Annotated in this window: 24 protein-coding genes; 6 read left to right on the top strand and 18 right to left on the bottom strand. The window is 55.0% G+C overall.

Going from position 1 to position 25,971, the window contains the following annotated elements; genetic code table 11:
• Window positions 1-221 (bottom strand): transposase (locus G485_RS25010; RefSeq protein ID WP_035154711.1); only part of this gene is annotated, 221 nt, incomplete at its 3' end.
• 471 nt (window positions 222-692) lie between these two features.
• The gene (locus G485_RS0104165) at window positions 693-3,335 is read right to left on the bottom strand and encodes an adenosylcobalamin-dependent ribonucleoside-diphosphate reductase (protein WP_027091512.1); all 2,643 of its coding nucleotides are present in this window, start codon (window positions 3,333-3,335) and stop codon (window positions 693-695) included.
• A 343-nt stretch (window positions 3,336-3,678) separates the two neighbouring features.
• Between G485_RS0104165 and G485_RS25015 the strand changes: the two genes are divergently transcribed.
• The 3 genes from G485_RS25015 (at window position 3,679) to G485_RS0104180 (ending at window position 7,463) form a co-directional block, all read left to right on the top strand.
• Complete coding sequence (locus G485_RS25015; RefSeq protein WP_084423107.1) at window positions 3,679-5,514, top strand: DEAD/DEAH box helicase; 1,836 nt, start codon at window positions 3,679-3,681, stop codon at window positions 5,512-5,514.
• The gene (locus G485_RS0104175) at window positions 5,511-6,380 is read left to right on the top strand and encodes a YqhG family protein (RefSeq protein WP_027091513.1); all 870 of its coding nucleotides are present in this window, start codon (window positions 5,511-5,513) and stop codon (window positions 6,378-6,380) included. Before G485_RS25015 ends, G485_RS0104175 begins: the two co-directional genes overlap by 4 nt.
• Before the next feature lie 138 nt (window positions 6,381-6,518).
• Window positions 6,519-7,463 carry a hypothetical protein gene (locus G485_RS0104180; protein WP_156922099.1) on the top strand — a complete coding sequence of 315 codons (945 nt, stop codon included), beginning with the start codon at window positions 6,519-6,521 and terminating at the stop codon, window positions 7,461-7,463.
• A 65-nt stretch (window positions 7,464-7,528) separates the two neighbouring features.
• Here G485_RS0104180 and G485_RS0104185 read toward each other — a convergent pair whose 3' ends face one another.
• Window positions 7,529-7,744, bottom strand: a complete 216-nt coding sequence (locus G485_RS0104185; RefSeq protein WP_027091515.1) for a YqzE family protein — start codon at window positions 7,742-7,744, stop codon at window positions 7,529-7,531.
• 177 nt (window positions 7,745-7,921) lie between these two features.
• On the opposite strand from G485_RS0104185, the gene G485_RS0104190 reads away from it, so the two are divergent.
• Window positions 7,922-8,632 carry an N-acetylmuramoyl-L-alanine amidase family protein gene (locus tag G485_RS0104190; RefSeq protein WP_084423101.1) on the top strand — a complete coding sequence of 237 codons (711 nt, stop codon included), beginning with the start codon at window positions 7,922-7,924 and terminating at the stop codon, window positions 8,630-8,632.
• Between the two features lie 51 nt (window positions 8,633-8,683).
• Here the strand turns inward: G485_RS0104190 and G485_RS0104195 are convergent, their stop codons facing one another.
• A complete protein-coding gene (locus G485_RS0104195) occupies window positions 8,684-9,391 on the bottom strand; it encodes a divergent polysaccharide deacetylase family protein (protein WP_240489061.1) in 708 nt (235 codons plus the stop codon).
• A gap of 254 nt (window positions 9,392-9,645) precedes the next feature.
• On the opposite strand from G485_RS0104195, the gene G485_RS0104200 reads away from it, so the two are divergent.
• On the top strand, window positions 9,646-10,254 hold the full coding sequence (locus tag G485_RS0104200; protein WP_420805723.1) for a xanthine phosphoribosyltransferase: 609 nt from the start codon (window positions 9,646-9,648) through the stop codon (window positions 10,252-10,254).
• An 89-nt stretch (window positions 10,255-10,343) separates the two neighbouring features.
• Window positions 10,344-10,592 carry a hypothetical protein gene (locus G485_RS25020; RefSeq protein ID WP_240489058.1) on the top strand — a complete coding sequence of 83 codons (249 nt, stop codon included), beginning with the start codon at window positions 10,344-10,346 and terminating at the stop codon, window positions 10,590-10,592.
• Between the two features lie 115 nt (window positions 10,593-10,707).
• Here G485_RS25020 and G485_RS25025 read toward each other — a convergent pair whose 3' ends face one another.
• From G485_RS25025 to G485_RS0104275, 14 genes are all read right to left on the bottom strand, one after another.
• Entirely contained in the window at window positions 10,708-11,346 is a 639-nt protein-coding gene (locus tag G485_RS25025) for a YkoP family protein (RefSeq protein WP_240489059.1), read from the bottom strand.
• Window positions 11,347-11,556: 210 nt separating this feature from the next.
• Window positions 11,557-13,503 carry an ABC transporter permease gene (locus G485_RS25030; protein ID WP_156922101.1) on the bottom strand — a complete coding sequence of 649 codons (1,947 nt, stop codon included), beginning with the start codon at window positions 13,501-13,503 and terminating at the stop codon, window positions 11,557-11,559.
• Window positions 13,484-14,719, bottom strand: a complete 1,236-nt coding sequence (locus G485_RS0104220; RefSeq protein WP_027091519.1) for a hypothetical protein — start codon at window positions 14,717-14,719, stop codon at window positions 13,484-13,486. The genes G485_RS25030 and G485_RS0104220 overlap by 20 nt, the downstream gene beginning before the upstream one ends.
• Window positions 14,713-15,585 carry an ABC transporter ATP-binding protein gene (locus tag G485_RS0104225; protein ID WP_027091520.1) on the bottom strand — a complete coding sequence of 291 codons (873 nt, stop codon included), beginning with the start codon at window positions 15,583-15,585 and terminating at the stop codon, window positions 14,713-14,715. Before G485_RS0104225 ends, G485_RS0104220 begins: the two co-directional genes overlap by 7 nt.
• A 16-nt stretch (window positions 15,586-15,601) precedes the next feature.
• Window positions 15,602-16,786 carry a hypothetical protein gene (locus G485_RS0104230; RefSeq protein WP_027091521.1) on the bottom strand — a complete coding sequence of 395 codons (1,185 nt, stop codon included), beginning with the start codon at window positions 16,784-16,786 and terminating at the stop codon, window positions 15,602-15,604.
• Entirely contained in the window at window positions 16,783-17,859 is a 1,077-nt protein-coding gene (locus G485_RS0104235) for a hypothetical protein (protein ID WP_027091522.1), read from the bottom strand. The genes G485_RS0104230 and G485_RS0104235 overlap by 4 nt, the downstream gene beginning before the upstream one ends.
• A 26-nt stretch (window positions 17,860-17,885) precedes the next feature.
• Window positions 17,886-19,094: a M56 family metallopeptidase gene (locus G485_RS25035; protein WP_051318010.1), complete on the bottom strand. Its 1,209-nt coding sequence runs from the start codon at window positions 19,092-19,094 to the stop codon at window positions 17,886-17,888.
• Between the two features lie 3 nt (window positions 19,095-19,097).
• Window positions 19,098-19,475: a BlaI/MecI/CopY family transcriptional regulator gene (locus tag G485_RS0104245; RefSeq protein ID WP_027091523.1), complete on the bottom strand. Its 378-nt coding sequence runs from the start codon at window positions 19,473-19,475 to the stop codon at window positions 19,098-19,100.
• 209 nt (window positions 19,476-19,684) lie between these two features.
• Window positions 19,685-20,632 carry a sugar phosphate isomerase/epimerase family protein gene (locus G485_RS0104250; RefSeq protein WP_027091524.1) on the bottom strand — a complete coding sequence of 316 codons (948 nt, stop codon included), beginning with the start codon at window positions 20,630-20,632 and terminating at the stop codon, window positions 19,685-19,687.
• Window positions 20,633-20,661: 29 nt separating this feature from the next.
• On the bottom strand, window positions 20,662-21,864 hold the full coding sequence (locus G485_RS0104255) for a hypothetical protein (protein ID WP_027091525.1): 1,203 nt from the start codon (window positions 21,862-21,864) through the stop codon (window positions 20,662-20,664).
• Between the two features lie 48 nt (window positions 21,865-21,912).
• Window positions 21,913-22,308, bottom strand: coding sequence for a D-ribose pyranase (gene rbsD / locus G485_RS0104260; protein ID WP_027091526.1), 396 nt, complete (start codon window positions 22,306-22,308; stop codon window positions 21,913-21,915).
• Window positions 22,309-22,354: 46 nt separating this feature from the next.
• Window positions 22,355-23,335 (bottom strand): sugar ABC transporter substrate-binding protein, encoded by a 981-nt coding sequence (locus G485_RS0104265; protein ID WP_027091527.1) that lies wholly within the window; start codon window positions 23,333-23,335, stop codon window positions 22,355-22,357.
• A gap of 93 nt (window positions 23,336-23,428) precedes the next feature.
• Complete coding sequence (locus G485_RS0104270; RefSeq protein WP_051318011.1) at window positions 23,429-24,370, bottom strand: ABC transporter permease; 942 nt, start codon at window positions 24,368-24,370, stop codon at window positions 23,429-23,431.
• A complete protein-coding gene (locus tag G485_RS0104275; RefSeq protein ID WP_240489060.1) occupies window positions 24,367-25,890 on the bottom strand; it encodes a sugar ABC transporter ATP-binding protein in 1,524 nt (507 codons plus the stop codon). The genes G485_RS0104270 and G485_RS0104275 overlap by 4 nt, the downstream gene beginning before the upstream one ends.
• Window positions 25,891-25,971: the final 81 nt, after the last annotated feature.

The raw sequence follows: 25,971 nt of genomic DNA on the forward strand, positions 1-25,971 counted from the left end.
CCTACTCGTGTTGTGAGTTGATGGGGATAGGATCCGTTGCGATATCCTTGTCGTTCTTCGGTTCTTTCGTAGTGTTCTGCTCCTATTTGTTCAGTCACCTGTGCTTGAAGAATTTGGTTTAATACCGATTCCAGCAACTTAGCTACCCCTGTGTCCTGAGAATTTCCCAAAAATAGTTGCTGCAAAAGTTGTGAATCTACGGTAATCTGGTATTGAGCCATTTCAAATACTCCTCTCTGTGAATGTTGTCTAGTCAACTCCATTCTAACCGAGGACATTTGAATATGGCTCCTAGTACTTTTTAGGAGATATTTCATTTTACACAATTATACGGACTCAACTCAGGTTGCCAGGTAAGTGAATGAAACTTATCTAAATCAGTAACTATGAATTCTCTTAAAATTACGTCCTTACAGTCAATCATAAAAGTGTTTTATTCCGAAATGTAATGAGTATTGGTGTACATGATATTTCTCCTTCTGGAAAAAGTGTCCTATTGCTTATAAGCCTTTTCATAAGGCATTAAATTATTGCAATTACAATAAAGAAAAAGACGCTAAACTTGATGTTTAGCGTCCAGAAGTGTATAAAGATCCAATTACTGAATAAAAGATATTATTTTATAAGGAAAATGAAACAAATTTCGCAACTGGAAAAGTCACACTGAGACCCCGCTGCCGGGGTCTTTTCTCTTACGAGCACTTGCTGTACCCGCAGTTCGCGCACGTCTTGCAGCCTTCCACGTTCAGCAGCGAAGCCGAGCCGCAGGACGGGCACAGGTCCTTCGACGTATAGACGAAGCCGCCGGGCGATTCGTGGCCATGGCCGTGGCCGTCCACGACAGGGAACGTCGCGGCCGGCGCCGTCGTTGCGGCGATCGGCGCTTCGGCCGTGGCCGTCAGCTCGTCTTCCGCGAGCAGGTTGGCGTGCAGCTCGAGCGCCTTGGCGACGGCGTCGGCGATCGACTCGACGCGGTTCGGGCCGAAGCCGACGGCGCCGGAGCCGCCGATGCCTTTCAGGTGCTTGACGAGCAGCTGCACCTTGTTCCCGTGGTCGCCGTATCGCAGGAACAGCGAGATGACGCGGCCGAGCGCCTCGGCCATCGCGAACACGTCGGAGCCGGCTTTCCCCACATTCAGGAAAATTTCGCCGGGCGTGCCGTCGATGTCGTTGACCGTAATATACGCCATGCCGAAGGGCGTGTTGAACTTGTACGTTGCGCCGCGCAGCACTTTTGGGCGGCTCTTGTACTGCTTGTCGAACACCTTCTGCTGCTGCGGCGTGGCGTTAACCGGCAGCGCGGAAGCCAGCGCTCCGATCGCGGCGGTCTCGCCGGCGGTTGCCGGAGCCGATGCAGCCGCAGGCGAAGCTGCGGTCTTCGGCGCCTCTTCCTTCCTCTCGTCCTTGGACGTGCTCAACACCTGCACGTCGCGGCTGCCGTCGCGGTAGATCGTGACGCCCTTGCAGCCGAGCTCAAACGCCAGCTCATACAGCTCGGCGGTCTCTTCGATCGTGAAGTCGGCCGGGCAGTTCGCCGTCTTCGAGATGGAGCTGTCTACCCAGCGCTGGATGGCGGCCTGCACGCGAATGTGATCCTTGGCGGACAAGTCCATCGCCGTCACGAACCATTCCGGCAGTTCCTCGCCCGGATGGGCGTCCTTCCACTCCTGCGCGATCGGCACGTACTGCTTGTCGAACCCGAGCCGGCTCTGGCGGAAATATTCGAAGGCGAAGTACGGCTCGATGCCGGTGGACGTGCCGACCATCGTGCCGGTGGAGCCCGTCGGCGCCTGCGTAATGACGGTGACGTTGCGCATGCCGCGTTTGCGGACGGCGTCCGCCACTTCCGGATACACCTTGGTCATGTTTTTCATAAAGCCGCTTTGCAGGAACTTCTCGGCATCGAACGCCTGGAACGACCCTTTCTCCGCAGCGATCTCCGTCGAAGACAGGTAAGCTTCGCGAGCGATAAACCCGTACAGCTTGTCTAGGAACTCGATGCTGTCCGGGCTGCCGTAGCGAATCTCCAGGCGAATCATCAGCTCCGCGAGACCCATCGTGCCGAGTCCGACGCGGCGCTCTTTTTTCTGATTCGCTTCGTTCTCCGGGAAATGGTACGGCGTTTTGTCGATGACATTGTCCAGGAAACGGACCGAATAACGGACGACGCGCGCCAGTTCGTCCCAGGCGACGTCATGCTTGTCGGCATCGTAGAACCGCGACAGGTTGATCGCCGACAGGTTGCACACGCCCCAGGCCGGAAGCCCTTGCTCGCCGCACGGATTCGTGCAGATGATCGGGTTGAAGTACCAGCTGTTCGACATTTGATTGTAATATTCCATGAACACGACGCCCGGCTCGGCCGACTTCCACGCCGATTCGATAATCGTTCTCCAGACGTCGCGCGCCCGCACCGTCTTATAATGGATGACTTCCTTCCCAAGCTTCTTCCACTTGTCCAGATCGCCGTCCCACAGCTCGTTGTATTCCGGGTCCTTCGTGTCCGGGAACACGAGCTCCCAATCCATGTCTTCCTTGACCGCCTTCATGAAGCCGTTGCTGACGCACACGGACAGGTTCGCGTTCGTGACCTGGCCCATCGTCTGCTTGACCGTGATGAAGTCGAGCACGTCCGGGTGCCAGTCGTTGATCATCAGCATGAGCGCGCCCCGGCGGCTGCCGCCCTGTTCGATCAGACCGGTCGTGTAGCTGAACAGTCCGCCCCACGATACCGCGCCGCTGGACGAACCGTTCACCCCTTTGACAACGGAACGGCGCGGACGCAGCGAGGACAAGTTGATGCCCACTCCGCCGCCGCGGGCCATAATTTCCGTCATCTCGCGGAGCGTCTCCATGATGCCCCCGCGGCTGTCATGAGGAGAAGGGATAACATAGCAGTTGAACAGCGTCAGCTCGTCGCTGGCGCCGGCGCCGGCCGCAATCCGTCCGCCCGGCACGAGCTTCCAGTCGTCCAGCAGCCAACGGAACTTCTCGCTCCATTCCTTCTGCTTCTCCGGCGTCGCTTCCACCGATGCCATCGCGTTCGCGAGACGCGTCCACATCTCTTCCGGCGTCTTCTCGATCGTCAGCGTCAGCTTCTCGACGTCCGATTCGACCAACTCCCCGCTTCTCGTCCGGACCGTCACCTTCCGGCCGTCGCGAGCGACCACTTCCCCAACTTCCTTGGCCGGGAATTTGGGATCGTCCTTCGTCAGCACCAGCACGACGTCCCCAACTTGCGTCTCGTTGGAGTCGGCGTTCTTCCACGCGTACCGATCCAGGAAGATTTTCTCGCTCAGACCTTCCAGCTTCTTCGTTTTAACCGTCGTTTTCAATCCGGCACACCCTCTCGTTATGACATCTGAATTCATGAACTGCTAGGTTCGCTAGGTTCGTTTCGTTCGCAACACCAACGATAATGTATGTAAATTATACAATATATTGTGTGCGAACACCATTATACTATACAACATATGGTGCCGCCATCGACCAAAAGGAGCATTGACAGCGTCCAAGTCCTCGCTTGTCGTCCTTTCTTCCGTTTGCTCCCGTTCCCTCCTTTTCCCGCAAGGTTTGAATTTTCCTCAGTTGCTCATACTATAGGTTATTCCGCCAACGATTTCCCCGCCATCGTATCCTAACACGATCAGGAGGCAACCGACATTGCGCAACGATCCGATGCAGCAGCTGGCCCAAACAGACGCACCCGAGCTTTCGGCCGAAGCCGATTTTACGACGGCAACGACGCTTCCCGCAAGCGAGCCGCTCCCTCCCGCACCCGAACCGGACGCCGCCGGCAAACCCGCCGTTCCGCCCGCGCGCAAGCTGCATCCGCTTGTCGAGCTTTATATCGATCGGAGCCCTTTCGAAGAATTGGAGCGGCGCATCGAACGCAACGGCCCTTGGGACGACTGGTCGCTGTACCTGATGGCGCTGGAAGCCGAAGAGGCGCTCAAAATCTCCGATTTCCACGAGCTGCAATGCCTGAGACTTCTGCCCCACCTGACGCCGCTGCCCCACCAGTTGGAGACGGCGCGCCGCGTCCTCTACGAGATGCGGGGCCGGGCCATTCTGGCCGACGAAGTCGGACTGGGCAAGACGATCGAAGCCGGTCTCGTGCTGAAGGAATATCTCGTCCGCGGCCTCGTGAAGCGGGTGCTCATTCTCGTGCCGGCCTCCCTCGTGCTGCAATGGGTGCGGGAGCTGAGCGGCAAGTTCGGCATTCCCGCCGTCGCGCAGAAGAAAGCGCACACCTGGAGCAGCGACATCGTCGTCGCTTCCATGGACACGGCCAAGCGCGAGCCGCACCGCTCCTTCCTGCTGGACGGCGAATACGACATGCTGATCATCGACGAAGCCCACAAGCTCAAGAACAAGAAAACCGGCAACTATCAATTCGTCGGCGATCTGCGTAAGAAATATTGCCTGCTGTTGACCGCCACCCCGGTGCAGAACGATCTGTCCGAGCTCTACAACCTCATTACCCTGCTCAAGCCCGGTCAACTCGGGGGCGAAGGCGATTTCGCCGCCAACTTCGTCGAAGGAAGGCGCGTCGCCAAGAACGAGGACCGGCTGCAGGCCGCGCTGGGACAGGTCATGATCCGCAACCGGCGCAGCGACGGCTCGCTGGAATTTACCCGGCGGATGGTGACGAACGTCCCGCTTCGCCTATCGCCCGAGGAGCAGGAGCTGTACGACGGGGTGACGGCCTTCGTCCGCGAGCGCGCGCAAGCGGATAGAGGCGACATGGCCAGCATGCTGTCCTTGGTGACGCTGCAGCGGGAAGTTTGCTCCAGCCGGGACGCCGTGTTCCTGACGCTGATTAACTTGTCCAAGAAGGTGGCCCCCGAATCGCCGCTGCACGCGCAAATCTGGGAACTGGTGAACCGGATCCGCAACATCAAGGCGAACACGAAGGCCGAGAAAACGATGGAGATCATCGAGGAGATCCAGGACAAGGTCATCGTGTTCACGGAATACCGGGCGACGCAGGATTATCTCATCCGCTTCTTCAAGGAGCGCGGCCTGAGCGCCGTTCCGTATCGCGGAGGCATGAACCGGGGGAAGAAGGACTGGATGATGGACTTGTTCCGCCGCCGGGCGCAAGTCATGGTCGCGACCGAAGCCGGAGGAGAAGGAATCAACCTGCAGTTCTGCCACCATATCGTCAATTTCGACCTGCCCTGGAACCCGATGCGGGTCGAGCAGCGGATCGGGCGGGTTCACCGGCTCGGCCAGACGGAAGACGTCAGTATCTTCAATCTGTGCACGGCCGGGACCATAGAGGAACATATCGTACACCTGCTCCATGAAAAAATCAATATGTTCGAAATGGTCATCGGAGAGCTGGGCGAAATATTGGAACGAGTGGAGAAGGAAGAGACATTGGAGCGCAAGCTGGCGAAATTGGTGCTGGAATCGGCGAACGCCGGCGAGCTCCGCGAACGCATCGACAATCTGGGCGACTCGATGCTCGAGGCGAGGCGCCAGGTGGAACGGGAGAAACCGCAATGAACGCCAAGCAGGTGCAAAAATTCGTGCTCGCTTATTTGCAGTCCACGGGAAGCCGCATTATCGAGAAAGGGCCGGCCCACGTCACGGTGAAGCTGTCGCCGGAAGCCGACCGCGCGCTGACGAACCGTCCTTATTATTGGAGCTTCGTCGACCGGACCGGCGCGGAGCCCGAGACGATGACGTTCCGCTGGAACTTCGAACCGCCGGACCCGTCGTCAAGCCCGGCGGCGCCGCCCCCGATTGTCGCGAACGGCGCGCGAATCATCCAGGACGACGTCTACTTCGGCTCCCGCCGTCTGGGCCAAATTTTCGAATCCGTCGGGCAAGCCGGCAAATGCGTCATGCTGTTCGAGGAGCCGCCCAAGGGATCGGCCGGCCCGCTCGGCTCGCAGCCTTACACCGCCTGGCTCGGCGTCAACTTCAAAGCTACTTATGAATGCGACATGAAGCGCGAGGAGCTGTACGGCATGGGCATCTCGCTCGCCACCGGCGTCATCGACGAGCAATTTCTGCAGCGGCTGAAGGACATCCGGCTCACCCCTCGCCTCCCGTCGAACGTCCACCTGCTGCGCAACGGCCTGTCGCTCCGCCGGGCGATGACCCAGCTCGAGCACGCCGTCGAGCGCAAGCTGAAGAGCGCGGACTTCGGCTGGGCCGAGGAAGCCGACGAGCGGCGACGGGACGAGCTCGCCCGCGTCGAGCAATACTATGAGCCCATGATCGAACGGGCCGCGACGGCCGAGCAGGCCGAAGCGCTGAAGGCCCGTTACGGGAGACGCCGGGAGGAGATCGATTGGCAATATAGGCCGAGAGTGACGCTATCCGTCATCAATTGCGGGATTTTCCACTTGCCCGGCATCGATTGACAAGAATAGAAGCGGGACGGCGGGCGATCCGGGACACATTCCAACAGGATCGGCACAGCTTGTCCTTTATAATGCAAACAACGAGATTGTTGCCGATGCCGCAAGCCCCCACTCTTCCAACGAAGCAGGTGAATGTTCATGATCGTAACGAGCCGCAGGCTAAGGCAGCTAACCGCCGCCGGACTTCAAGCGCTCGCTCTCGCGTCTGCCGCCGCCGCTCCGTCCGCCGCCCATGCCGCCGTCCTGCCCGCATCCGCCATTACGGCCGCCGCCAAGGAAGCCGAGACCGCTCTTCGGGAAGAAGCGTTTCCTTCTGCCTTGGAGCGCAGCGTGCAGTCGTGGATCCGGACGTTGTCGGCGCAGCGGCCGTTCGAAGCCTGGAAGCAGGCCGTTCCCTCCATCGAAGCGCTTGGACCGGGCACGCACGGCTGGCTGGTCACGCTGCGCCAAAGCGACAGCCGGCCTGTCGGCTACATCGTCGTCTACGCGGCCGAAGACGGCTCGTACCGTCTCGGCGAATACGGCCTCGGGCCGCAGCCGCTGTTCGACAAGGCCGCCTTGACCCGCTCTCTCGTCGCTAACGGCTTCATCGCCTCGCATGCCTCGCCGTACCGGGCCGAGAAGCTGTATGCGCATCCGTTTGCCGCCGTATGGAGGGTGACGATCGGGAACGACGTGTACTGGCTGGACGCCAAGACGGACGAACTGCTCCCCCTGGACGACCAGGCGTGGAACAAGGTTCTCCGTTCTTCTCGGCAACCGGCTTCGGACGCTGCGGACAGCGGCACCGTTCGAGCCGTCCGGCTGAACGAGCCCTTCGACCCGTACGACCGCCTCCCTTGGCTGATGAACGAAGCTCCGGTCGGAGCGGGCGCCGGCGGAGAAGTTTTGCTCCGGCGCATCAAGCAAGCCAAGTCGTTAAGGTTCGTCAGCGAGCCGTTCGGCGACAGGATGCTGTACGCGCTTGCCGTCGTCGGCTATCAGAGCTGGAGCTGCGGCCGGCTCGACCTCGCGCTAGACATGCAGGGAACCCGCTTCATTCCGCTCGATTCGCTTCGGGCGGCCGGCCTTTTTTATCGGTAAACGCGAAAAGCCGCAACTCTCGGGCAGACACCGGGAATGGCGGCTTTCTTATGAACGGACGAGATTTACAGCTCGGATTCGAGCTCATTTTTGCGCTTCGGGCTGTTGCTCCGGCGCTCGTCCCACCAGAGCTGCATGCCCATCGGCACCATGCCGAACCATTGCGTCGTCCACGGCAGCCGGTTCGGCTTTGCGTCCTTCTCCCTGACGTCCGGCGGCGTCGTCAAGTAAGCTACCGCCCGGCTCGTTACGTACTTCAGAAGATCGGTACCGTCGCCCATGCCGTACCCCTCCTTTTCCGTTCTGCTCCTAGGATATCCCGTGCGAGCGCTTTTCAAACGCGGCCGGGGTTCGCGGCTTCTTCTGCATGAGACGAAGGCTTTCGTGTCACGCTATAGGAGGATCACGCGCGAAAATTCGCCCGGCCGGCCGGTTTCGGGGAAAGGAGAGGTGTGCGGATGGCGATTGCAAAGAGTTTTGGGGCGTTAAGCCGGAGAGCGGCCTTGTTGGGCGCGGTTTTGCTGTTGTCGGGATGGACCCCGCCGGAACAACCGTCGACTCCGCCGGCCTCGGTCCGTCATGCGCTGCCGACGGCGGACGTGCTCATCGACGCCGGGCACGGCGGGATCGATTCGGGCACGCATTGGGGCGATATTATGGAAAAGGATATCAATCTCGCCATCTCCAGCAGGCTGTACTTGATTTTGCGCAGTCACGGCGTTCGGGCGGTGCTTAACCGGACGGGAGATTACGCGCTGAGCGACGAGAACCGGTGGCACCGGGCGTCCCGCCACACCCGCGATTTGTCCCAGCGGGGCGGGCTGACCGAAGAGATTCAGCCGCGAATGTTCGTCAGCATCCATGTCAACTGGTCGCCCCGGGGGCGGAAGCGGGGACCGCTCGTACTCCATCAGGCCGAAGGACGCAGCGCCCTGCTCGCGTCGTTCATCCAGGACGGCTTGAACCGCCAGCAGCGCGCGAACGGGGTGCCGACGCTCGGAAAACGGTTCTACGTCCTGAACCGGGTGCGGGTTCCGAGCGTCATTGTGGAGACGACTTTCCTGAACGATCCGCTTGACCGGGCGATGCTGACTTCTCCCAGAGGACAAACCCGAATCGCCCACGCCATAGCCGAAGGCATTCTGGCTTACCGCTGCGTTGCCCCTTAACAAAGAAGCGGCCTTCCCGGGAATCTCCCGGGAAGGCCGCTTCTTTCTTCGTCACCGCGCCGATCGGACCGCTTCCGGGGGCAGCAGCTCGGTCAGCAGGACGAACTTCGCATCCCGCTCGAGCTGGGGGATCGCCGACTTCAACGCGCCGGACGTAATCAGTCCCGGAGGACCGACATGGCCGATGACGACGCAATTCTCCTTCTTCTCCAGCTTCTGCTTCACCACGTCGAGCTGACGGGACACGTGACGGGCGGTGTACACGTCATCCAGGAAGACGTCGTTGCGAAGCAGCGGCACCCCTACCTCTTTGGCTACCTTCGGAATTACCGACTTATAGGAGGTGCGGCTATCGAGGAAAAACAAGCCTTTCTCCTTGCAAACCTGCAGCACGATCCGCATGACCCGTTCGTCCGCCGTCGCTTTCGAGCCCATATGGTTGTTCATCCCGACCGCATAGGGCACGTCGTCGATCGCCGTTTCGACGCGGCGCCGAATCTCCTCGTCCGGCAGCGAAGTCAGAATTGCGTTCGGACCGAGCCAGCTCGCCTTGCCCCGAACGGGCTCCATCGGCATATGGACGATGACGCCGTGCCCTTTGGCATGCGCCGCCTGGGCGTCCTGCTTCGTCGTCGGCAGGAAGGGCATGACCGCCACCGTCAAACGGACGGGCAGGTTCAGCATCTGGGCCGTGCCCTTCATGCCGTTGCCGAAGTCGTCGATGACGATGGCGATTTGCTTGGACGGGAGCAGGGGCATCTTCGTCCCCTCGGCCGCCTTGCCATGAGCCGTGCCCGAAGAGAACGCCGCCATCGCACCGAGGATGGCAAGCGCTAACGCCCGCACGGGAATTTGCCGCATCTTCCCCCTGCGCGTTTGGAAAATCACGTTCCGCTATCCCTCCTGTTGAATCGCCTAATCCGGACATAACGATTACATTGTGGCTGATTGCGACAGGAATTATTCGGCACAAGTTGCGCCAATCCGGGATTCGGACGCCTGAATGGTGTATAATGGGAGCAACAACATACGCAAAGGAGTTAAGTCCCATCGAATCGCTCAAACGCAAAATCGTCGAAGAAGGCATCGTCCTCGGCGACCAGGTTCTGAAGGTCGACTCGTTCCTCAACCATCGTGTCGATCCCGTTCTCATGGCCGAGATCGGCGATACGTTCGCGCGCCTGTTCGCCGAATCGGGCGTCGTCAAGGTGCTGACGATCGAATCGTCCGGCATCGCCCCGGCGCTCATGACGGCTCTGCGGCTGAACGTCCCGCTCATTTTCGCCCGCAAGCGCAAATCGTTGACGCTGCAGAGCGACTTATATACGGAAAAAGCGTATTCGTTCACGAAGCGGGAGGAGAACGAAATTACGGTGTCCAAACGGTTCATCAAGGCCGGCGATCGCGTCCTGATCGTCGACGACTTCCTCGCCAACGGACAAGCCGCCCTCGCGCTGGCCCGCATCGTCGAACAAGCCGGAGCCGAGGTGGCCGGCATCGGCATCGTCATCGAGAAGTCGTTTCAGTCGGGAAGGCAGCAGCTGCTCGAGGCCGGATATCGCGTCGAATCGCTCGCCCGGATCGCCTCGCTCGAAGACGGAACCATCCGCTTCGCGGACTAGGACGTGACATTCGCTTTAGGCATCTGAACAAGCATTGCAATGGCCTGCCCCGTATACTGTAGCACAATCGAAGAAAGGAGATGAATGACATGTCACACCATCATCCGAACTGTCCCACGCAGACGGTTTACGATCCGCCGCAAGTCGTTTACGAGAATTTCTTCCATCCGCAAGTGGTGAACGTCGTTCACCCGGTTGAAGTGATCCGCCGCCATCATTGCGTCCCGATTCCGCATCACGTTTTCACCTGTGTGACCAAAGACGTCTGGTGCGATACCGCCGAGATCCGCGGCATTCGCGGCAAATCCCGTTCCGCGGGCGCGAAATTCAGAAGATAATTCAGCCCGCATCGCTTGAACGGCCCTGCAGTTCGCGAGATTGCGACCGATGCGGGCGAGGCGTCACGTTCCGCCCCGTCCGCTCCGGCGCTCGGCAGGGCCGCCCGCTCCGCGCTTAGCCTGCCGGCGTCTCCGCTTTCGACGCCGGCCCGAATTTTCGCTTCAGCGACGCTCGCGAATGCAGGAGCTGCATCGGGACGAGCTTGTCCTCGCGGCCCAGCACGCGCCTCCTCCCTTCCGGATGCAGGCAGCGAAGCAGAAGCCGCAAATATATCGCGCAGAGACGCTCTGCGCCGCGCGAAGGCAAGCGCCGCAATTCGAAGCCAAGCCCGTGAATAAGGCCGCGGTGGAGCAGGGTGACGCCGACCAGCGCTTTGACGCGCTGCAGGTCCGGATGCGTCTCCATCGAGGCGTAAATTTGCCTGAGGTCCGCGCGAGCCAGCCTGGCCGTCGTCAGCGCCGCGCTGCTGGAAGAGGCTGCGCCGGTCAGCTCCAACACCTTCGCGTTGTCCAAATGAAGCTCCCCGACCCAATCTCCGTCCTCGATCCGCGTGCCGTCCGCGCAGACGATGCTTTTTCCCCGATGCTTCTTCACCAGGACTTTACTTATTCCATAATGGAAGGCGCCGTCGCTTCTCCATTCCATAAAGCGCCCGACCGCCCGCTCCCATGCCATCCAGAGCTTCTGTCCGGCTCTATAACCGTCGCTCGCCCTCATCCCGCGCGCATCCGTGTTGGCATTCGCAACCGCCATCGCCACAACCACCTTCGCAGATTCGTCCGTGTCTTGCTCCTCTTCCATTCTAACGGCTGACGGCGACGGTTCCGATTGCCCCGCGTCGCGTTATCGGGATAACGGAAGTCGGGTTTTGCACTGGACCTAAGGAGGGGAGCTTTACAGACGGGCGCAGGTGTGCCGCTTTTATGTGCGTCTTCAGCACGGCGCTCCTCGCCGGCATTCCGATCAGCCGCGCGCAGGTTGATCCGCGATCTTTCGGATGCTGGAATCGCTTAAGCGCAGAGCATACATTTTTTGCCGATCCTTCCGATTCATAAAAAGAAGCTCGGTATCGGTCAAAACAAAGTTCCGCGTGATCAGATCGGGAATCACCGTCTCGGAACCCGTCTTTGTATCATATTTGACCACCTGGGATTTCTCATTGGCATAATAGATCGTCCGGCCGTCAAACGCGACGTTTGTGAATGCCGGGAGCCGAAGGATGACCCTCATGTCCCCAGTCCGTCGATTGACTCGCCGGATCTCGTTTTGTCCGATGAAGTAAAGACTGTGTTCATCCCGAAAGAAGGAACGGATGGCCATATAAAAGCTCGCATCGTGATCGCTCACTTTCACTAGTCCTAAAACACTGCTCTTATCCGTGCTTAGCTTCTTCTCAAACACAATTTTCTCCTGAAAGGTCGTCGTATCTACTTCGATAACGGAAAACCGGGCAACCTTCTCCATGAATCCCGACTTGTCAAAATCGTATTTCATATAGTAGACCCGTGAGCCGTTCCCATAAATCGTGTTCTCTACCCGGGTTAAGGAGGGCATGGGGTTCCGGATAAAGTTGCGTTTTTCGCCGCTATTTTTATCCTCGAATACGATCCGGATATTCTCCAAATCCGTGTCGTCTACATAAAAGCGGTAGCGCTCATTCTCAAACGACTGCCTGGAAGAGCAGTTGTAAATATCGCTTGTTCCCGTGCTTCCCGAAGAGGTGCAGCCGGAAAGCACGGATACCGCCAGGCAAAGGATGAGCATCAGACGAGACGCCCTCCGGACCTGAACTGGTTTCCTTGCGCTCCACACGTTGGTCCGTCGAATCCCGATCACGATCAACATGCCGATGCTCAGGCACAGCGTGACCGCAAACACAACGCTCCATGCCGTAAGGGAGACTTCCCGAAATACTACATCCATCTGATCCTTGAACGGATTGCGCTTGGACTCATTCCCCCTCAGGAAGCCGGTCGACACCATAAACCCGAGAGGTCCCGGAAAGAAATATTTGGATGACTCCAAGCGCAGCCCATAGTAGGGAAGAAGAAGCGCGGCCGAACAGAGAAACAAGGTAACGGCATACTTCTTCAAGCAAATCGAAACAAAGAGAATCAGAACGGCAAAGCATAAGCTGCCGAACAGCTTGCCTGCCGTTATCCACAGATAGGCCTCAAGCAATGTAAGGTCCTTGGTCGACGTTCCAAAGTAGGAGAGGCTTTGCAGCGGGTAATTTCCATTCTCCAGGCCATACTTAAACCGGTAGAAGCCATACCGCAATCCGGCCGTCAACAGGCAAAGCACGGCGACCGTCAGAAGCACCAGGACGATCTTGCAAACGGTGTGGGGCCCGGTTCCTTTTTTTACGGTGAGGAGGAGAGCGTCCATCTTGCTTTCGAACTCGAAACCAAACACGGGAGCAACCAGGAGAAGCAGCAATAACAGCCAAAAGAAGTCCAGATCGTCATTCGCCAACAGCCCCTCCCAGCCATTCGTATATAGAAAATAGCGGTTGGCGGGATTTTCGCGAATATAGGTGAATTGGTCATAAATCACTTTAAAGCCCTTTTCCTTCTCCAGAATGCTCTCCAATGGAGCGGACACGGCCAGAAATTCCTTTTCTCCCATTTTCCCGTCATAGTAATCGTCGCTCGCCTTTTGCAAGGCGACTTTGGCGTTGGAAATTTTGGCGGCTTCAGCCGCAAAAAAACGCTCCGTCTTCTCCGAATACGGACCTTGGACTTGATTCAGGTAGAACAAATACGTTGAAGCATTCCTCTCGATGTCCGGGTTTGCGGGTTTATCCAGAATGGCCAGCGAAGCTAAAGTCAGCACGAGAAATAAACCGACGAACAGCAACCCCTTCTGCAGAAGGAACATTTTTTTCATCTCATACATCCACAAAGACACGCTTTCCTCCCCCCTTCCGCAACGTATTTTTCCTCACGGCAATCGTCAGGCCGCCAATAAACACCGCTCCCCAGACGGCGGAGAGCAGAAGGGCAACGACATAGCTTGGCAGCGGATAGCCCCATAGGGCAACGAACTCCGCTTTGCGGAACAGTTCCCGGTTTACAACCAGGACGAACGGGTTGACGAGTTTGAGCAGAACGCGCCCGGAGCCCATGTAAACTTCCGCCATATAGATGCATCCGAACGATGCGGATAAACCGACAATGAAGGGAATCAAGGCGTTTCGGAACAGGCTGGACAGCAGCAGGAACGCCAGGCCAAACACGAGTATGCCCGCCGTTTTCACCAGTGCGGATACAACGGCGTATTGTCCCAGACTCACATTCAACGAGGCATGAATGAAGTCTTCCAGAACGTACAAAGGGGAAGAAGCTCCGTCCCAAGAGCCGAATAGGACGGAAAAGGCGGCAAAGTCGAGGAGCCAAAACCAGAAGCAGACGCTGCATATAAACAGAGAAGAAGCTATAAGCTTCGCCTGAACCGTTTGGGCTCCGCCCGCCTTGGTCGTCAGCAGCAAAGCGTCCATCTCCGTCTCCTTCTCGGACAGGAACACGCTCATTAATCCGTACAGACAGATTAGCAGCGCCAGCAACGCCGAGAAGTCGTACTGAACGTAATATTGATACATCTCCGTATAAGAGAAGCTTGTGATCGCTCGTCCTTGGAATAGCTCGGCGACGGCCGCATTCTTGCGAGCTTCGTAGGGATTGTCCATTGCGTCGTAAAACGCGATATTATCCTTGGCCGCGTTTACCACCCTTTGGGCATACGCCTTGTAATCGTAAGCATACTTCATCGGATTGACAAAGCACCATCTGAAGAAATGAAAGTCTTCGTATACATTTCCTGTATAGGTGTTCGGGTTGTCGTGCGTCGTGCTTGCGGTCAGATCGGCAGTCTGCTGTTCAAGCGGTCGATAGATGGCCATAAGCTTCCCGATTTTTTCATCGGTGATCGTACCGCCGAAGTCCTTATACATTTTCCAATACAGCCCCTTCCAAAGCGGGCCGGTAACGTGTTTCGAGAGCAGCGAGTTTCCCTCGTGTACGCTGTATATTTTCACGACATTTAGAGCAGAGAAGAGAAGAACCGCCGCAATAATGGAAATTTTCATAAAATGCTTGCGGAATTCAAAAGGGATTAATCTTACCATTGTTCGCCCTCTTCGAAATAGTACAAAAAAACGTCCTCCAAATTCGGTTGTACATTCACAGCATGAACATCCGGTTTTTCATCCCCGATCACTCTTAAATGAATTTCATTTTGATCCCGCATCATATTACTGATTTTCAGGCATTTCAGCTTTTCATCTACCGTTTCATCCGTCGCCGTTACTTTCCAAACCTTCCCCTCCATGCCGCCCACGAGAGCTTGCGGCGTATCCTGTCTCAGAAGTTGCCCGTCTTTAAGTAAAATGACTTGGTTCGCGATAAATTCAATATCGGAAACGATGTGCGTTGCCAATAAAACCATTCGGTTCTCGGAAAATTTGGCGATCAGATTCCGGAAACGGATTCTTTCTTGCGGGTCAAGTCCGGCTGTCGGTTCGTCCAGAATCAAGATGTCGGGATTATTGAGCATGGCTTGTACGATCCCCACGCGCTGGCGCATCCCTCCGGATAAAGCCCCGATTTTTTGGTCAGCGGCGTCGCTTAAATTTACGATTTCCAATAATTCCTTGGCCCTCTTCTCTCCTTGTTCTTTGGGAATGCCTTTAAGCACGCACACGTACCTTAAAAATTCCATCACCTTAAAGTTTTTATAAAATTGCGGGAACTGCGGCAAATACCCGATACGGGACAAAAAGTCAACGCCCAGGCGCCTGGCATCAACGCCATCGATCAAAACCTGCCCTTTGTCGCTTCTCAAAATGCCGACAAAAATATTAATCAGCGTGGTTTTTCCCGCACCGTTCGTCCCCAGGAGTCCGCATATCCCGTTCCCCAGCTCTGCGGAAAAATCTTTTAACGCATACTTTCCCTTATATTGCTTTGAGATGTCTTTAAACGTGACTTTCATGAACGGCTCCCCCCCTTTAAAACGGGCTGAACACCACTTTCAGTTTGACCCCCGGCTGATTGGCGCCTAACAGCACCATAACCATTCGCTTGTCATCGATCATTTTTACAATCGGGTCGTTCGCCATATAACGCGCCTCTCCGTCGCTTGAAATTCGCTGCTCCGCTTCAAGTTTGCCTGTGCTCGTGTCATACACCCGAACTTTCCAACCTGTCTTATCTGCAAGCGTGGTCGCGAAATAGCGTCCCGAGTCGGAACCGGATATAAATCCGCTTTCTCCTTTCTCACTCAAGGTATGAAGCTTCGTTATACCGCTTGGAACCTCCATAACCAGCATTCTTCCGGATGGAATCGTGAAATCTTCTGCCAAGAGCAGCAGCTTGTTGTAGGCCGTCAACTCCTTGCACGTGTAGCTGCCGAATGTCCGGTTCGACATTCCGGAGCCGTCTGTATTTACCGTTCCGCAAGTATCAAAAGAGGGCTTGCCGGGTACGGCGGGGATATCAAAGCTTTGCGCCTTAAAAGCAATGGTCTTGTCATCATTCGTGAAGCCGATTTGTTCAAAGGTAACGACGCCTGAACGCGCCTCGATATCTTCTCCGTTCAAATCCACGACTGTTGTTTTTCGATTCGTTTGGAAGTCGTACAGATACAGTCCGGTCGTTGTCGCATAGGCCGCTTGAGTTCCATCGGCGGAAAACGCGATGGCCTTCAAGGACAAAATCTGTTCGTTCGCCTTCAGCAATGTGTTGAATTCAAATACCGACTTTTGATGGAGTTGACGGTCGTAAAAGATCGCGCTGTACGCGATCCCGCCGTCCGCCGCCAACAAACCGCCGCTGCTGCCTCCGGGATTGATGTTTGCCCCGACCGCCACATATCCGTCTTTTATCGCCTGAAACTGTTCCTGATCGAATGCCCTCCGCGGGGTCTCAGCCGTCACACGGCCCGTATCCAGGTTATACAGGTACCATTTGTCCGCCGATAGCAACACCTGATTTCCATCCGCGTAATGGATATTCCGGATATCGCCTTGTATCTCTCTTGCCTCGCCTCCATGGTTTGAAGAAGTGCTTGGGATAGGAGGAACCGCTGACGAAGCGGAATCATTCAAAGTCGCAGGATGGGTTTCGAGTCGTGAGCATCCTGCGATCCAAAGCGCGGATAAAGCCAATATCACGATCCATCGTTTCTTTCTCATCGTCCGCTTTGCTCCAATCCCTTATAAAGTAACAGGGAGGGGGTCTTCATCAATACGACAACATCATCGGGGAAATCGTCCGCATTAAGGGGAACGGATACGACATAAAACGTATTGAAGTCCTTCAGCTTCTCCAGTGCAATATCCGCGTCGATTACCGCTACATCGCCCTTGGCCAGCGTCGTTTCGAAGGAAGTGCCGTCCTTGCCGGTCAAGGCTTCATGGTTGATGTAGAACGTATTCCTGTATCGCATCCCGGGATGGCCGAACAGTTTGAATGTCACGTGGAGGGTCCCGCTTTTCTTGACCAGAAAATTATCTTGGCGCACAGCGCCGTCTATATACAAATCGCTATACACCTTTTTGTCCAATGCCTCCATATCCACCTGCTCCATGACACTATGCTTCTCCAGCAGCTCCTGCGTCACTGGCTCCGTTGACAGGCGGACATGGCTTAGAACCTCTCGTTGCGGAATGGAGGAAACATCAAGAGCGTCTGCATCTTGGTTAAAGACCAACGATCTCCCTGATTCCAGCGTCGTTTGATAGCCTCCGTAGGAGGTCGTTTCTTTCATGTCCGGGATAAATGCCGGGTTGAATACACTGGCGATCGTGATCGGAAGGGTGTCCCCTTGCTTGCCTGTGACCGGGGTAAATACAAATGTGAATGGCGTGTCTTGGTTATCCTCTTCCAGTTCAAAAATATGCATATATTCATAAGGGGCTTCGGTTGTATTAAACTTGTAGGGCTGCGGCTTTCCGTCAATAAAAACAAGAAAACCGACGTTTTTGGCTTTTCCGGAAGCGCGCACGGAATAATCGATCTTGAACTCGCCGCCATTGTATGGCAAGGGAAGTATTTTGCCGTTTTCATCAAGTGGAGGATTGGCAAAACCATGACCGATACTGCCCAGAACAGCGGTTCCCTGTTCACCCGCTTCAAACGGGTTATGCGTTGTTTGATTAGAAGCCTCTGATTCGCTTGCATCGGGATTTTTATTGGAACAGCCTATTGCCAATACCGCAATGACGACTAGAAAGAAGGCCGATTTGAAAGCCTTTGATTTTTTCACGAGGTCATCCTCCTCCTTGTTCCGGGTTATTGCCGGGAGATGCGGGATTCGGAAGCCGGCATGGGGACTAAGAGCGGAGTGGCGTCGGGAACTGAAACGCCGCGTTCCGGAATGCCGGGTTCCAAAGCGGTACCCCTCATCTTCCCTTCCGGACTGTCGGCCGGAGATGCGGGATCGGCAAGGGAGGCCGGCGGCTCGTTCTTCTCCTGCCCCGCCACACTCCCGGATGCCGTAATGGGCCTTGTCGGTTCGGGCGTGGCGGTTTCGGATTTTGTCGGGCTTAGCTTTAACACAGCGCCTGTGCCTATCGCAGCCAGAACGATGACAGACAATAGAGAAATGCCCCATTTCTTGCTTCGGGTGTCCATAATGGACAGCACCCTGTTCTTCATGCTCAGCCTGCTGTCGGAGAAGCTGGTGGAGAATACGCTTGGTCCCCTTGACTGCTTCTTCATAACGCCAATAATGGCTTCAACATACTGCTGCCGATGGTTCGTATCTGAATGCCGGACGACTTCCTCGTCGCAAGAAAGCTCGCATTGAAGCGCGATTTCCCGGGCCATTCGGTAGACGAACGGATTGAACCAATGCAAAGCGGTGGCCAGCAACACAAGCGTTTTGCAGCCCAAATCCCCGCGTTTCAGGTGAATCAGCTCATGCTTCAGAATGAACAGAAGCTCATTGGCCGGGATATGATCGGAAGGAAGCAAAATGACAGGACGGACAAAACCCACCAGCATCGGGCTGAAAATACCCGGACAGACCCGCAAATCCACTTGCCGGGTGATGTTCAGGTTCGCTTGAACATCCTGCAGCATGCGCAGCGCTTGCCGATCCGAACATTCCGCGCTCCAGCGTTTCATTATGTACAACAAGCGTCTGTGCCGAATGGCGTGGTAAGCCAAAAACACGATGACCCCGGCAATCCAGAAGCCGCCGGCCAGTACATACCAGGGGAATGCCGCCGCGGTTGCTGTTGCAGGGGAAACCGCCTGGTCAAGAGAGGAACGACTGGCATTCTTCAGCGCAGGGACCAGCGCATCCACGGAAACAACCGACGCGGGGAGATGGAAGCGAAACGGAATAATAAGTCCGATGACAATCGCCAGCCATGCATAGTAGCGGCCCTTGGCCGTAAAGCGGTTCTGCAGGAAGGGCGTAACCGCCATATAGAGAAGTCCAACGGCCGTCATGGAAACCGAACATTCCAGCAGGGCGACCATAAAGCTCTGCATCCGCTACTCCCTCCGTTCCTTCGCCCATTTCAGCAAGTCATCCAGTTCTTTCTCGCTTAGCTGCTTGCCGTTGTACAGTGTGTTGACGAAGCTCAAAAAAGAGTTTTCGTGATATTGCTTCATAAAATGCTCGGTTTCCAGAGCAAGGTACTCCTCTTTTCCGATCAGCGGGAAATAGGTGCGTTCTTTCCCTTGCTTTTCCGTGCGCAAGAAGCCTCGCTCAACCAAACGCAACATAAGAGAAATCACCGTAGGAGCTTTCCATCGGCGTTCGTTCCCGAGTTGATCCATCACCATTGCAGTAGTGATGGGCGGCTCGTTCGCCCAGACCACCCGCATAATTTCAAATTCGGCTTCCGGCAGCTTCTTCAACTTTTTCATCTGTCCCGCCCCTTTTTTTGACAATTGTCTTTTTTGGTATTCTACACTTGTCAAAAATAGCTGTCAACGATTTTTTGCATTTGTCTAAAATGAGGTTCTGAACGTTTCACGACATCATATTTCGCCGCAAAGAAAAAACGGCATCCCCCAAGATCGGGCGGAAGATGCCGTTGAAGATAGATATCGTTGGCGAGAACGAGAAGTCTTCCTTATGAACTGAGAAGCGCTTCTTCCCGCTCGCGAAAATAACGAACCGTCTGCATCACCAAGTGATCGAGTTCTTGTTTGTCCGGCTTCCCATACATGGCCGGGTACGGGTCTCCTCCTGGACCCAGCGGTTCCGGCGTGACGTATCTGCCTTCGCGATTATGGCCGATCAAATACAACGACATAATGATCGTATCGAGATCCATTGAGCCTTCGCCCAACGCACGCCGATTGCTGTCTGCCATATGCAGGTTGACCAGCTGATCTCCGGCATCGAGCAGCGCTTCTCCGATGTGCACCTCTTCCGCCTGCATATGATAAACATCGGCGTTGATATGCCTGACTCCCGGATGGGATACCGCCTCGATATAAGCTTTTGCATCGGCAATCGTATGCACGAGGCTGACTTCGGCGGAGCGAATCGGTTCGATTGCAGCCATAACCTTGTGCTGAACAAACAAATCCGCGACGATTCGCAGTGTCTCCACGCTTCGTTCGAATTCCACATCATCGTATTTTTTCGGGCGTCCTACCGCCCCCGGTACAACCAGCAGGTAGTCCCCCTTGACAGCGGCGGTAAATTCGATTTCCCGCTTCAAATAATCGATGGCGGACTGTCTATGGACGCCGCGGTTGCTGGACAGATCGTTGTCGGCTGAGAACATTCCGCATACGCCGGATACTTTAAGATTATGCTCCTTGAGAATACGAAGCGTTTCATCCACCGAATAACCAAGGTCCGCGCCATAATGATTGCCGTGCAGTTCAATATACTCCAGGCCGGCTTTCTCCAACCGGGCCGCCGATTCCTTCAATGGCTCGATGCCGAAGCCCCAGTTGCTCCAGGATAAGTTCAATCGTTGCTGCAGCCGTTCGGGATGGTCTCTCTTTAACTCCAGAAATGCCTCTCTGATCTTGCGGTTTTTCATCTCAAAGTTTTGTTCTTTCATTCCCGCTTCCCTCCTGTAATGGCGAGACTTTAGACGGATCTCGGCATATCCGGATGATTCGGTCCGAAATGCTTGAGAATGACCAACGGCTCCGTGAGGCTTTGGTTCGTAATGGCGACTCCTGCCTTAGCCACCTGCTCACTGACAAACAGCTCATCCGCGCTCATTTGGCCGTAGCGCAGCATAATGGCCGCTTCCACATGATGCACGCCAAATTTGCCGTGGCCCTGGATGACAATGCAGCCGTAAGCGGCCGCATCTTGCACGACAGCCGTTTGACCGGGAAGTACTGTCAGTTCTTTCGCCCCGAAATAATCATTGCCATAGGTAATCCATTTTTCCACGTAGCGATCATCTTCATGGCAGGTCAATGGCGGTCTGAAATACTTTTTCTTGTAGTGCGGATCAATGTTTTTCTCCCAATCCATCAGACTGAGAATGTAATCCATATCCCGCTGCTTATCTGCCGGACAATTCTCCGACAGAAACTCGTACGGATACACTTCGTCCGCGACGATATTCTCATGGACCGAATTGACGTCGCTGTTCCATTGCGGCTCGTAAGTCAGAACGGAGCCGGGCGCATGAACGACACCCGGAGGCGTATACCATCCCGTACCCAATTCGATCCGGTACGCGCGGGACAATTCCGTAATTCTGTTGTCGCCGGATTCGTATTGGAGCAGACGCTCCCTCACCTGGTCGATCGTGACGTCAGGATCATATCCGAAATAGGTCACCGGAAACGTACCCAGATGGTTGTTGAGCTGCGGCGGAAAGTAATAAGCTTCCGGCTTGCCCAGCCGCCCGACTAACGAAGCCTTATCATCGCTAAGGTGAAGGTGATGGAACAGCGGCGTGTCGTAATCGAAAAATTTCGAATACATCGGCCATGTCCCATATTTTTCCTTCAGTTCCGAGCCGATCAATTCCGCTCCCAGCTCATCGACGGCATCCTTGAACAAAAACTTGGCCTCCGCTTTTTCCGAGGTGGCCACATAACTCATTCCTTCGTCATCCGGTGCCAGCTCCCCGTTAAACGCAGGGATGACGGAAGAAAACCAGCGTTCCTTAATCGCGCCCCGGGCCGTGCCCAGGGCGTAATAATCATCCGGGTGCAGCCGAAGACGTCTGCCGGGTCTGGCGAATCGTCTGGGCACGAAATTGGGGAACAATCGCAGAATACCTTCCCCGCGCGTGAACGTTTCCCTAATGAGACGTTCCGTTGTCATGGCGTTTCCTCCTTGAGTCTTCAGGGATCGTCTTAAAGGATCGATTGCTCAATACACGACTCCGGACTGCAAGATGATGTTGGAGTAAGGGGTATGCTCGCCTGTCCGCACCGTAGCCTTCGCTTCTCTGGAAAGCTTCTTGAACTCCGCGTGCGGCAGCAGCTCTACTTGAGCGTCAGGAAATCTCTTGAGCATTTCCTCATAGACGTTCGGACTGATTTCTTTGGTCTCTGTTGCAATAAAGATTTTCTCGACACACAGCTCTTCAAGGATGGTATCCAGCACATCGAAAAAACGGGGCAATTGCGGACGGACGGCTAAATCCAAACGAAGGGGTTCCTTAGGAACCGGGAACCCTCCGTCGCAAACGGTCAATAAGTCCGTATGTCCTAATCCGGCAATGACTCCTGAAAGCTCTCGATTCATTAAGGTCGTCTTTTTCATGAGATGGCCTCCATCTTCATCGGATCACGGTGTCGGCAGGCATCCATCACTTGAATTGATTCAGATTGTCTTTCGTCACCAATTGGAACGGAATATACACCGTCTTCTCGGTCGGTTCGCCTTTCGCCGCCTTCACTGCCATTTCAACAGCCTTTTCGCCTTGACCGCGTGCATCTTGGTACACGGTTGCTACCAGTTTGCCTTCTTCAACCGCTTTAAGCGCATCGGGAATCGCATCGATGCCGATAATTTTGATTTTATCCTGAAGCTTAGCCGCCTCTACGGCTTTATAAGCGCCGAGCGCCATTTCGTCATTCTGAGCGACAACCGCATCGATATGCATGTCCGACTGGATCCAGTTCTCCATTAGGGACAGCGCTTGCGCACGATCCCAGTTCGCGGTTTGTTCCGCTAAGATTTTGATGTCGGGGTATTTGGCCAGCACTTCCTTGTTTCCTTCCGTACGCGCCACTTCCGCAGAGTGGCCGTTGGGCCCGTGCAGAATAACGATGTTGCCTTTGCCTCCGAGCAGATCGGCAATGTATTGCATTTCGATTTTGCCTGCTTCATGATCATCCGATCCGACATAGGTGGTTACTTTATCCATGTTCGCCACTTGTGCGTTGAGGACAATGATCGGAATGTTCGCAGCAACCGCTTTATCTACAGCCGGCGCGCTGCCGTTTTTGTCAAACGGATTCAGAATGATGGCATCGACCTTCTGGGTAATGAAGTTTTCGATTTGTGAAATTTGGTTTTCCGCTTTGCCTTGACCGTCTGTCTCGATCAGCTTGATGCCAAGCTCCTTGGCCTTGGCTTGCAAAGCATCCTGGATGTTGATGATGAACTCATTTTGCAGATTCTGGTACGAAACGCCTATTGTAATTTGATCGTCACTGCTGCCGCTCCCGCCCCCGGTTTCCCCGGAAGCTGCGGATCCGCTATTCTGGCTTCCCGAGCATGCCGATAGAACCGTCAGACAGAGTACCAGAATCGCAACGGTCATATACCATTTCCAGTTTTTCATAGCTCATAACCATCCCTTTCCATGTTTTGTATTTTTGTTGTTATTAAAAGTGCGCACTACCGAATAGAAGTCCGCACGTTTAACCCTTGCCGCCTATGATTTCTTCTTATCGAGTAGAACCGCCAAAATAATGATGATGCCTTTAATAATCTGCTGATAATAGGAGGAGACGTTCATCAGGTCGAGACCGTTGTTCATGACCCCAATGATCAGCACACCGATCACGGTTCCGCCGATTTTTCCTACCCCGCCCATGAGGCTTGTGCCGCCAATGACGACACTGGCAATCGCATCAAGCTCATACCCTTGTCCCAGTACAGGCGATCCGGCCATAACCCGCGAAGAGAGCACAATCCCGGCAAGCCCCGCGAACAATCCGGATAACGCGAAAACCCCTGTTTGTACCCATCCGACGTTTACGCCGGACAATCTTGCTGCCGATTCGTTGCCGCCAATCGAATAAACGTGACGACCGAACTTCGTAAAATTCAGCAAAAACACCCCTATGAGTGCGATGCCGACGAAAATAATAATCGGGAGCGGGATATCCAGCACATAGCCGCCGCCAATAAAGTTATATTTGTCGCTCAAATTAATGACGGGACGCCCGTTCGTATACACCATCGTCAAACCTCTGGCAGCCGTCATCATGCCCAGCGTGACGATAAACGGAGCGACTTTCCATCTGGAAACGACAACCCCGTTTATCACGCCGCAGCCTAACCCGACTAGCAGGCCGACAACAATCGGTACAATTAACGGATACGTGTCAGGATGAGCCAGGCTGGTGGCCACGACCGCGGATAAAGCGAGGATCGAACCGACGGACAGGTCGATACCGCCTGTGATGATGACGAATGTCATGCCGACCGCAAGCATCCCTATAATCGACACTTGCCGCAGGATGTTCAGAATGTTCTGTGCAGTTAAAAAGTTGGGCGTGATGAAGGTCAGAACAAGGCACAAAATTACAAGCCCAATGAATACGCCATATTTGAAAAAAACAGACGACAGTTTCTGCTTACGGATACTCATATTACGGCCTCTCCTTTGCGAAATCCGGATGCGCACGCCATCACTTGGTTCTGATCGAATTCAGCACGTGAGAATTCCCCTGTTATTTCCCCTTGATAAAGCACCAGGATGCGATCGCACATTCCGAACAATTCCGGCATTTCGGAAGAAATCATAATGATTCCCCGACCCTCTTTGGCAATCCGGCTGATCATTTTGTAAATCTCCGACTTAGCCCCAATATCAATTCCTCGCGTAGGCTCGTCCAGAATTAAGACGTCGGGATTGGTCAGCATCCAGTTGGACAAGACGACTTTCTGCTGGTTGCCTCCGCTTAATGTTCCCACGATGGTGTTGCGGCTTGGCGTCTTCACGTTCATCTGCTCGATCTTCTCATCAGCGGCCGCCTTTTCCGCTTTGAAATTGATGATTTGCCGCAAGTAGGTGTAAGCGGACAAGTTCGCTATCACAATGTTGTCTTTAACTGAGGCTTTCAAATTAAGGCCCAGCAGCTTGCGATCCTCCGTCACCAGAGCAATTCCGTTCCTGATTCCGTCTTTTGGATTGCGGATCGTCACGGGTTTGCCCTTAACCCGAATTTCGCCGGTGTCCGCCCGACGCGCGCCGAAGATGCTCTCGACCAGTTCGGTTCTTCCCGCTCCCATCAGTCCGGCAATGCCAACAATTTCACCCCCTCTGACCTGGAGGTTAATATTGCGGAATTCGTTATGGCGCGAAAGATTTTTGACTTCCAACAACACGTCTCTGATCTCGATGTCTTCTTTCGGGTAAATCTGGGTCAAATCCCGGCCCACCATCATCTGGATCAAATCTCTTTGCGTCAGCTCCGAAGTATCCCGTGTGGCGATATATTGGCCGTCGCGCAACACCGTGATCCGGTCCGTCAATCTGAACAGCTCGTCCATTTTGTGCGAAATATAGATGATCGCTTTCCCGCTGGCCTTCAGCTCCTCGATAACCCCGAACAAAATGTTGACTTCGCGATCGGTTATCGCCGATGTCGGCTCGTCCATAATGATGATGTCGGATTGGTAGGAGAGCGCCTTGGCGATCTCGACCATCTGCATCTCCGCTACGCTGAGCGAACGAAGCTTGCGGTTCGGATCGATATCACTGCGGATTTGCTGTAAAATTTCACGCGTCATCTCCTTTAGCAGCCTGCGTTTGACAATGCCTGTGCCAGGAACGGTCAGCTCCCTCCCCAAAAAGATGTTCTCCGCCACGGTCATGTCCAGCACCGAATTCAACTCTTGGTGGATCATCGCAATGCCTTTTTGCAACGAATCTCTGGGAGATTGAAATCGGACTTTCTCGCCTCTTAACAAAATATCGCCGCTATCAGGCTGGTAGATGCCGGCCAGGACTTTCATCAAAGTCGATTTGCCTGCGCCGTTCTCCCCCATGAGTCCGTGCACTTCTCCCCGCCTGACTTCGAATGAGACGTTGTCGAGCGCCACTACGCCGGGAAACTCCTTGCGCACGTTCTTCATCTGTAGAACATCGTCCGTGGCCAAATCCATTTGTCCGCCACCTCGTTTCCAACATCCTAGTGTGATTTGTTTATATTTTAAAAAGGATGAGGATGCGGATTGCTCAATTAA

Origin of the sequence: Cohnella thermotolerans DSM 17683, from assembly GCF_000429825.1 — a bacterium.
Classification (GTDB): domain Bacteria; phylum Bacillota; class Bacilli; order Paenibacillales; family Paenibacillaceae; genus Cohnella; species Cohnella thermotolerans.

Excerpts from the sequence above, each read along its gene's own strand:
- G485_RS0104200 (WP_420805723.1), top strand. The coding sequence starts at position 9,646 with ATGGGAGCAACAACATACGCAAAGGAGTTAAGTCCCATCGAATCGCTC.
- G485_RS0104195 (WP_240489061.1), bottom strand. The coding sequence starts at position 9,391 with ATGCCCCTGCTCCCGTCCAAGCAAATCGCCATCGTCATCGACGACTTC.
- G485_RS0104265 (WP_027091527.1), bottom strand. The coding sequence starts at position 23,335 with ATGAAAAACTGGAAATGGTATATGACCGTTGCGATTCTGGTACTCTGT.
- G485_RS0104250 (WP_027091524.1), bottom strand. The coding sequence starts at position 20,632 with ATGAAAGAACAAAACTTTGAGATGAAAAACCGCAAGATCAGAGAGGCA.
- G485_RS0104185 (WP_027091515.1), bottom strand. The coding sequence starts at position 7,744 with ATGGGCGACGGTACCGATCTTCTGAAGTACGTAACGAGCCGGGCGGTA.
- G485_RS25015 (WP_084423107.1), top strand. The coding sequence starts at position 3,679 with ATGCAGCAGCTGGCCCAAACAGACGCACCCGAGCTTTCGGCCGAAGCC.
- G485_RS0104275 (WP_240489060.1), bottom strand. The coding sequence starts at position 25,890 with ATGGATTTGGCCACGGACGATGTTCTACAGATGAAGAACGTGCGCAAG.
- rbsD (WP_027091526.1), bottom strand. The coding sequence starts at position 22,308 with ATGAAAAAGACGACCTTAATGAATCGAGAGCTTTCAGGAGTCATTGCC.
- G485_RS0104245 (WP_027091523.1), bottom strand. The coding sequence starts at position 19,475 with ATGAAAAAGTTGAAGAAGCTGCCGGAAGCCGAATTTGAAATTATGCGG.
- G485_RS0104180 (WP_156922099.1), top strand. The coding sequence starts at position 6,519 with ATGATCGTAACGAGCCGCAGGCTAAGGCAGCTAACCGCCGCCGGACTT.
- G485_RS0104230 (WP_027091521.1), bottom strand. The coding sequence starts at position 16,786 with ATGAGAAAGAAACGATGGATCGTGATATTGGCTTTATCCGCGCTTTGG.
- G485_RS25025 (WP_240489059.1), bottom strand. The coding sequence starts at position 11,346 with ATGGCGGTTGCGAATGCCAACACGGATGCGCGCGGGATGAGGGCGAGC.
- G485_RS0104270 (WP_051318011.1), bottom strand. The coding sequence starts at position 24,370 with ATGAGTATCCGTAAGCAGAAACTGTCGTCTGTTTTTTTCAAATATGGC.
- G485_RS0104190 (WP_084423101.1), top strand. The coding sequence starts at position 7,922 with ATGGCGATTGCAAAGAGTTTTGGGGCGTTAAGCCGGAGAGCGGCCTTG.
- G485_RS0104220 (WP_027091519.1), bottom strand. The coding sequence starts at position 14,719 with ATGGTAAGATTAATCCCTTTTGAATTCCGCAAGCATTTTATGAAAATT.
- G485_RS0104255 (WP_027091525.1), bottom strand. The coding sequence starts at position 21,864 with ATGACAACGGAACGTCTCATTAGGGAAACGTTCACGCGCGGGGAAGGT.
- G485_RS0104175 (WP_027091513.1), top strand. The coding sequence starts at position 5,511 with ATGAACGCCAAGCAGGTGCAAAAATTCGTGCTCGCTTATTTGCAGTCC.
- G485_RS25035 (WP_051318010.1), bottom strand. The coding sequence starts at position 19,094 with ATGCAGAGCTTTATGGTCGCCCTGCTGGAATGTTCGGTTTCCATGACG.
- G485_RS0104225 (WP_027091520.1), bottom strand. The coding sequence starts at position 15,585 with ATGAAAGTCACGTTTAAAGACATCTCAAAGCAATATAAGGGAAAGTAT.
- G485_RS25020 (WP_240489058.1), top strand. The coding sequence starts at position 10,344 with ATGTCACACCATCATCCGAACTGTCCCACGCAGACGGTTTACGATCCG.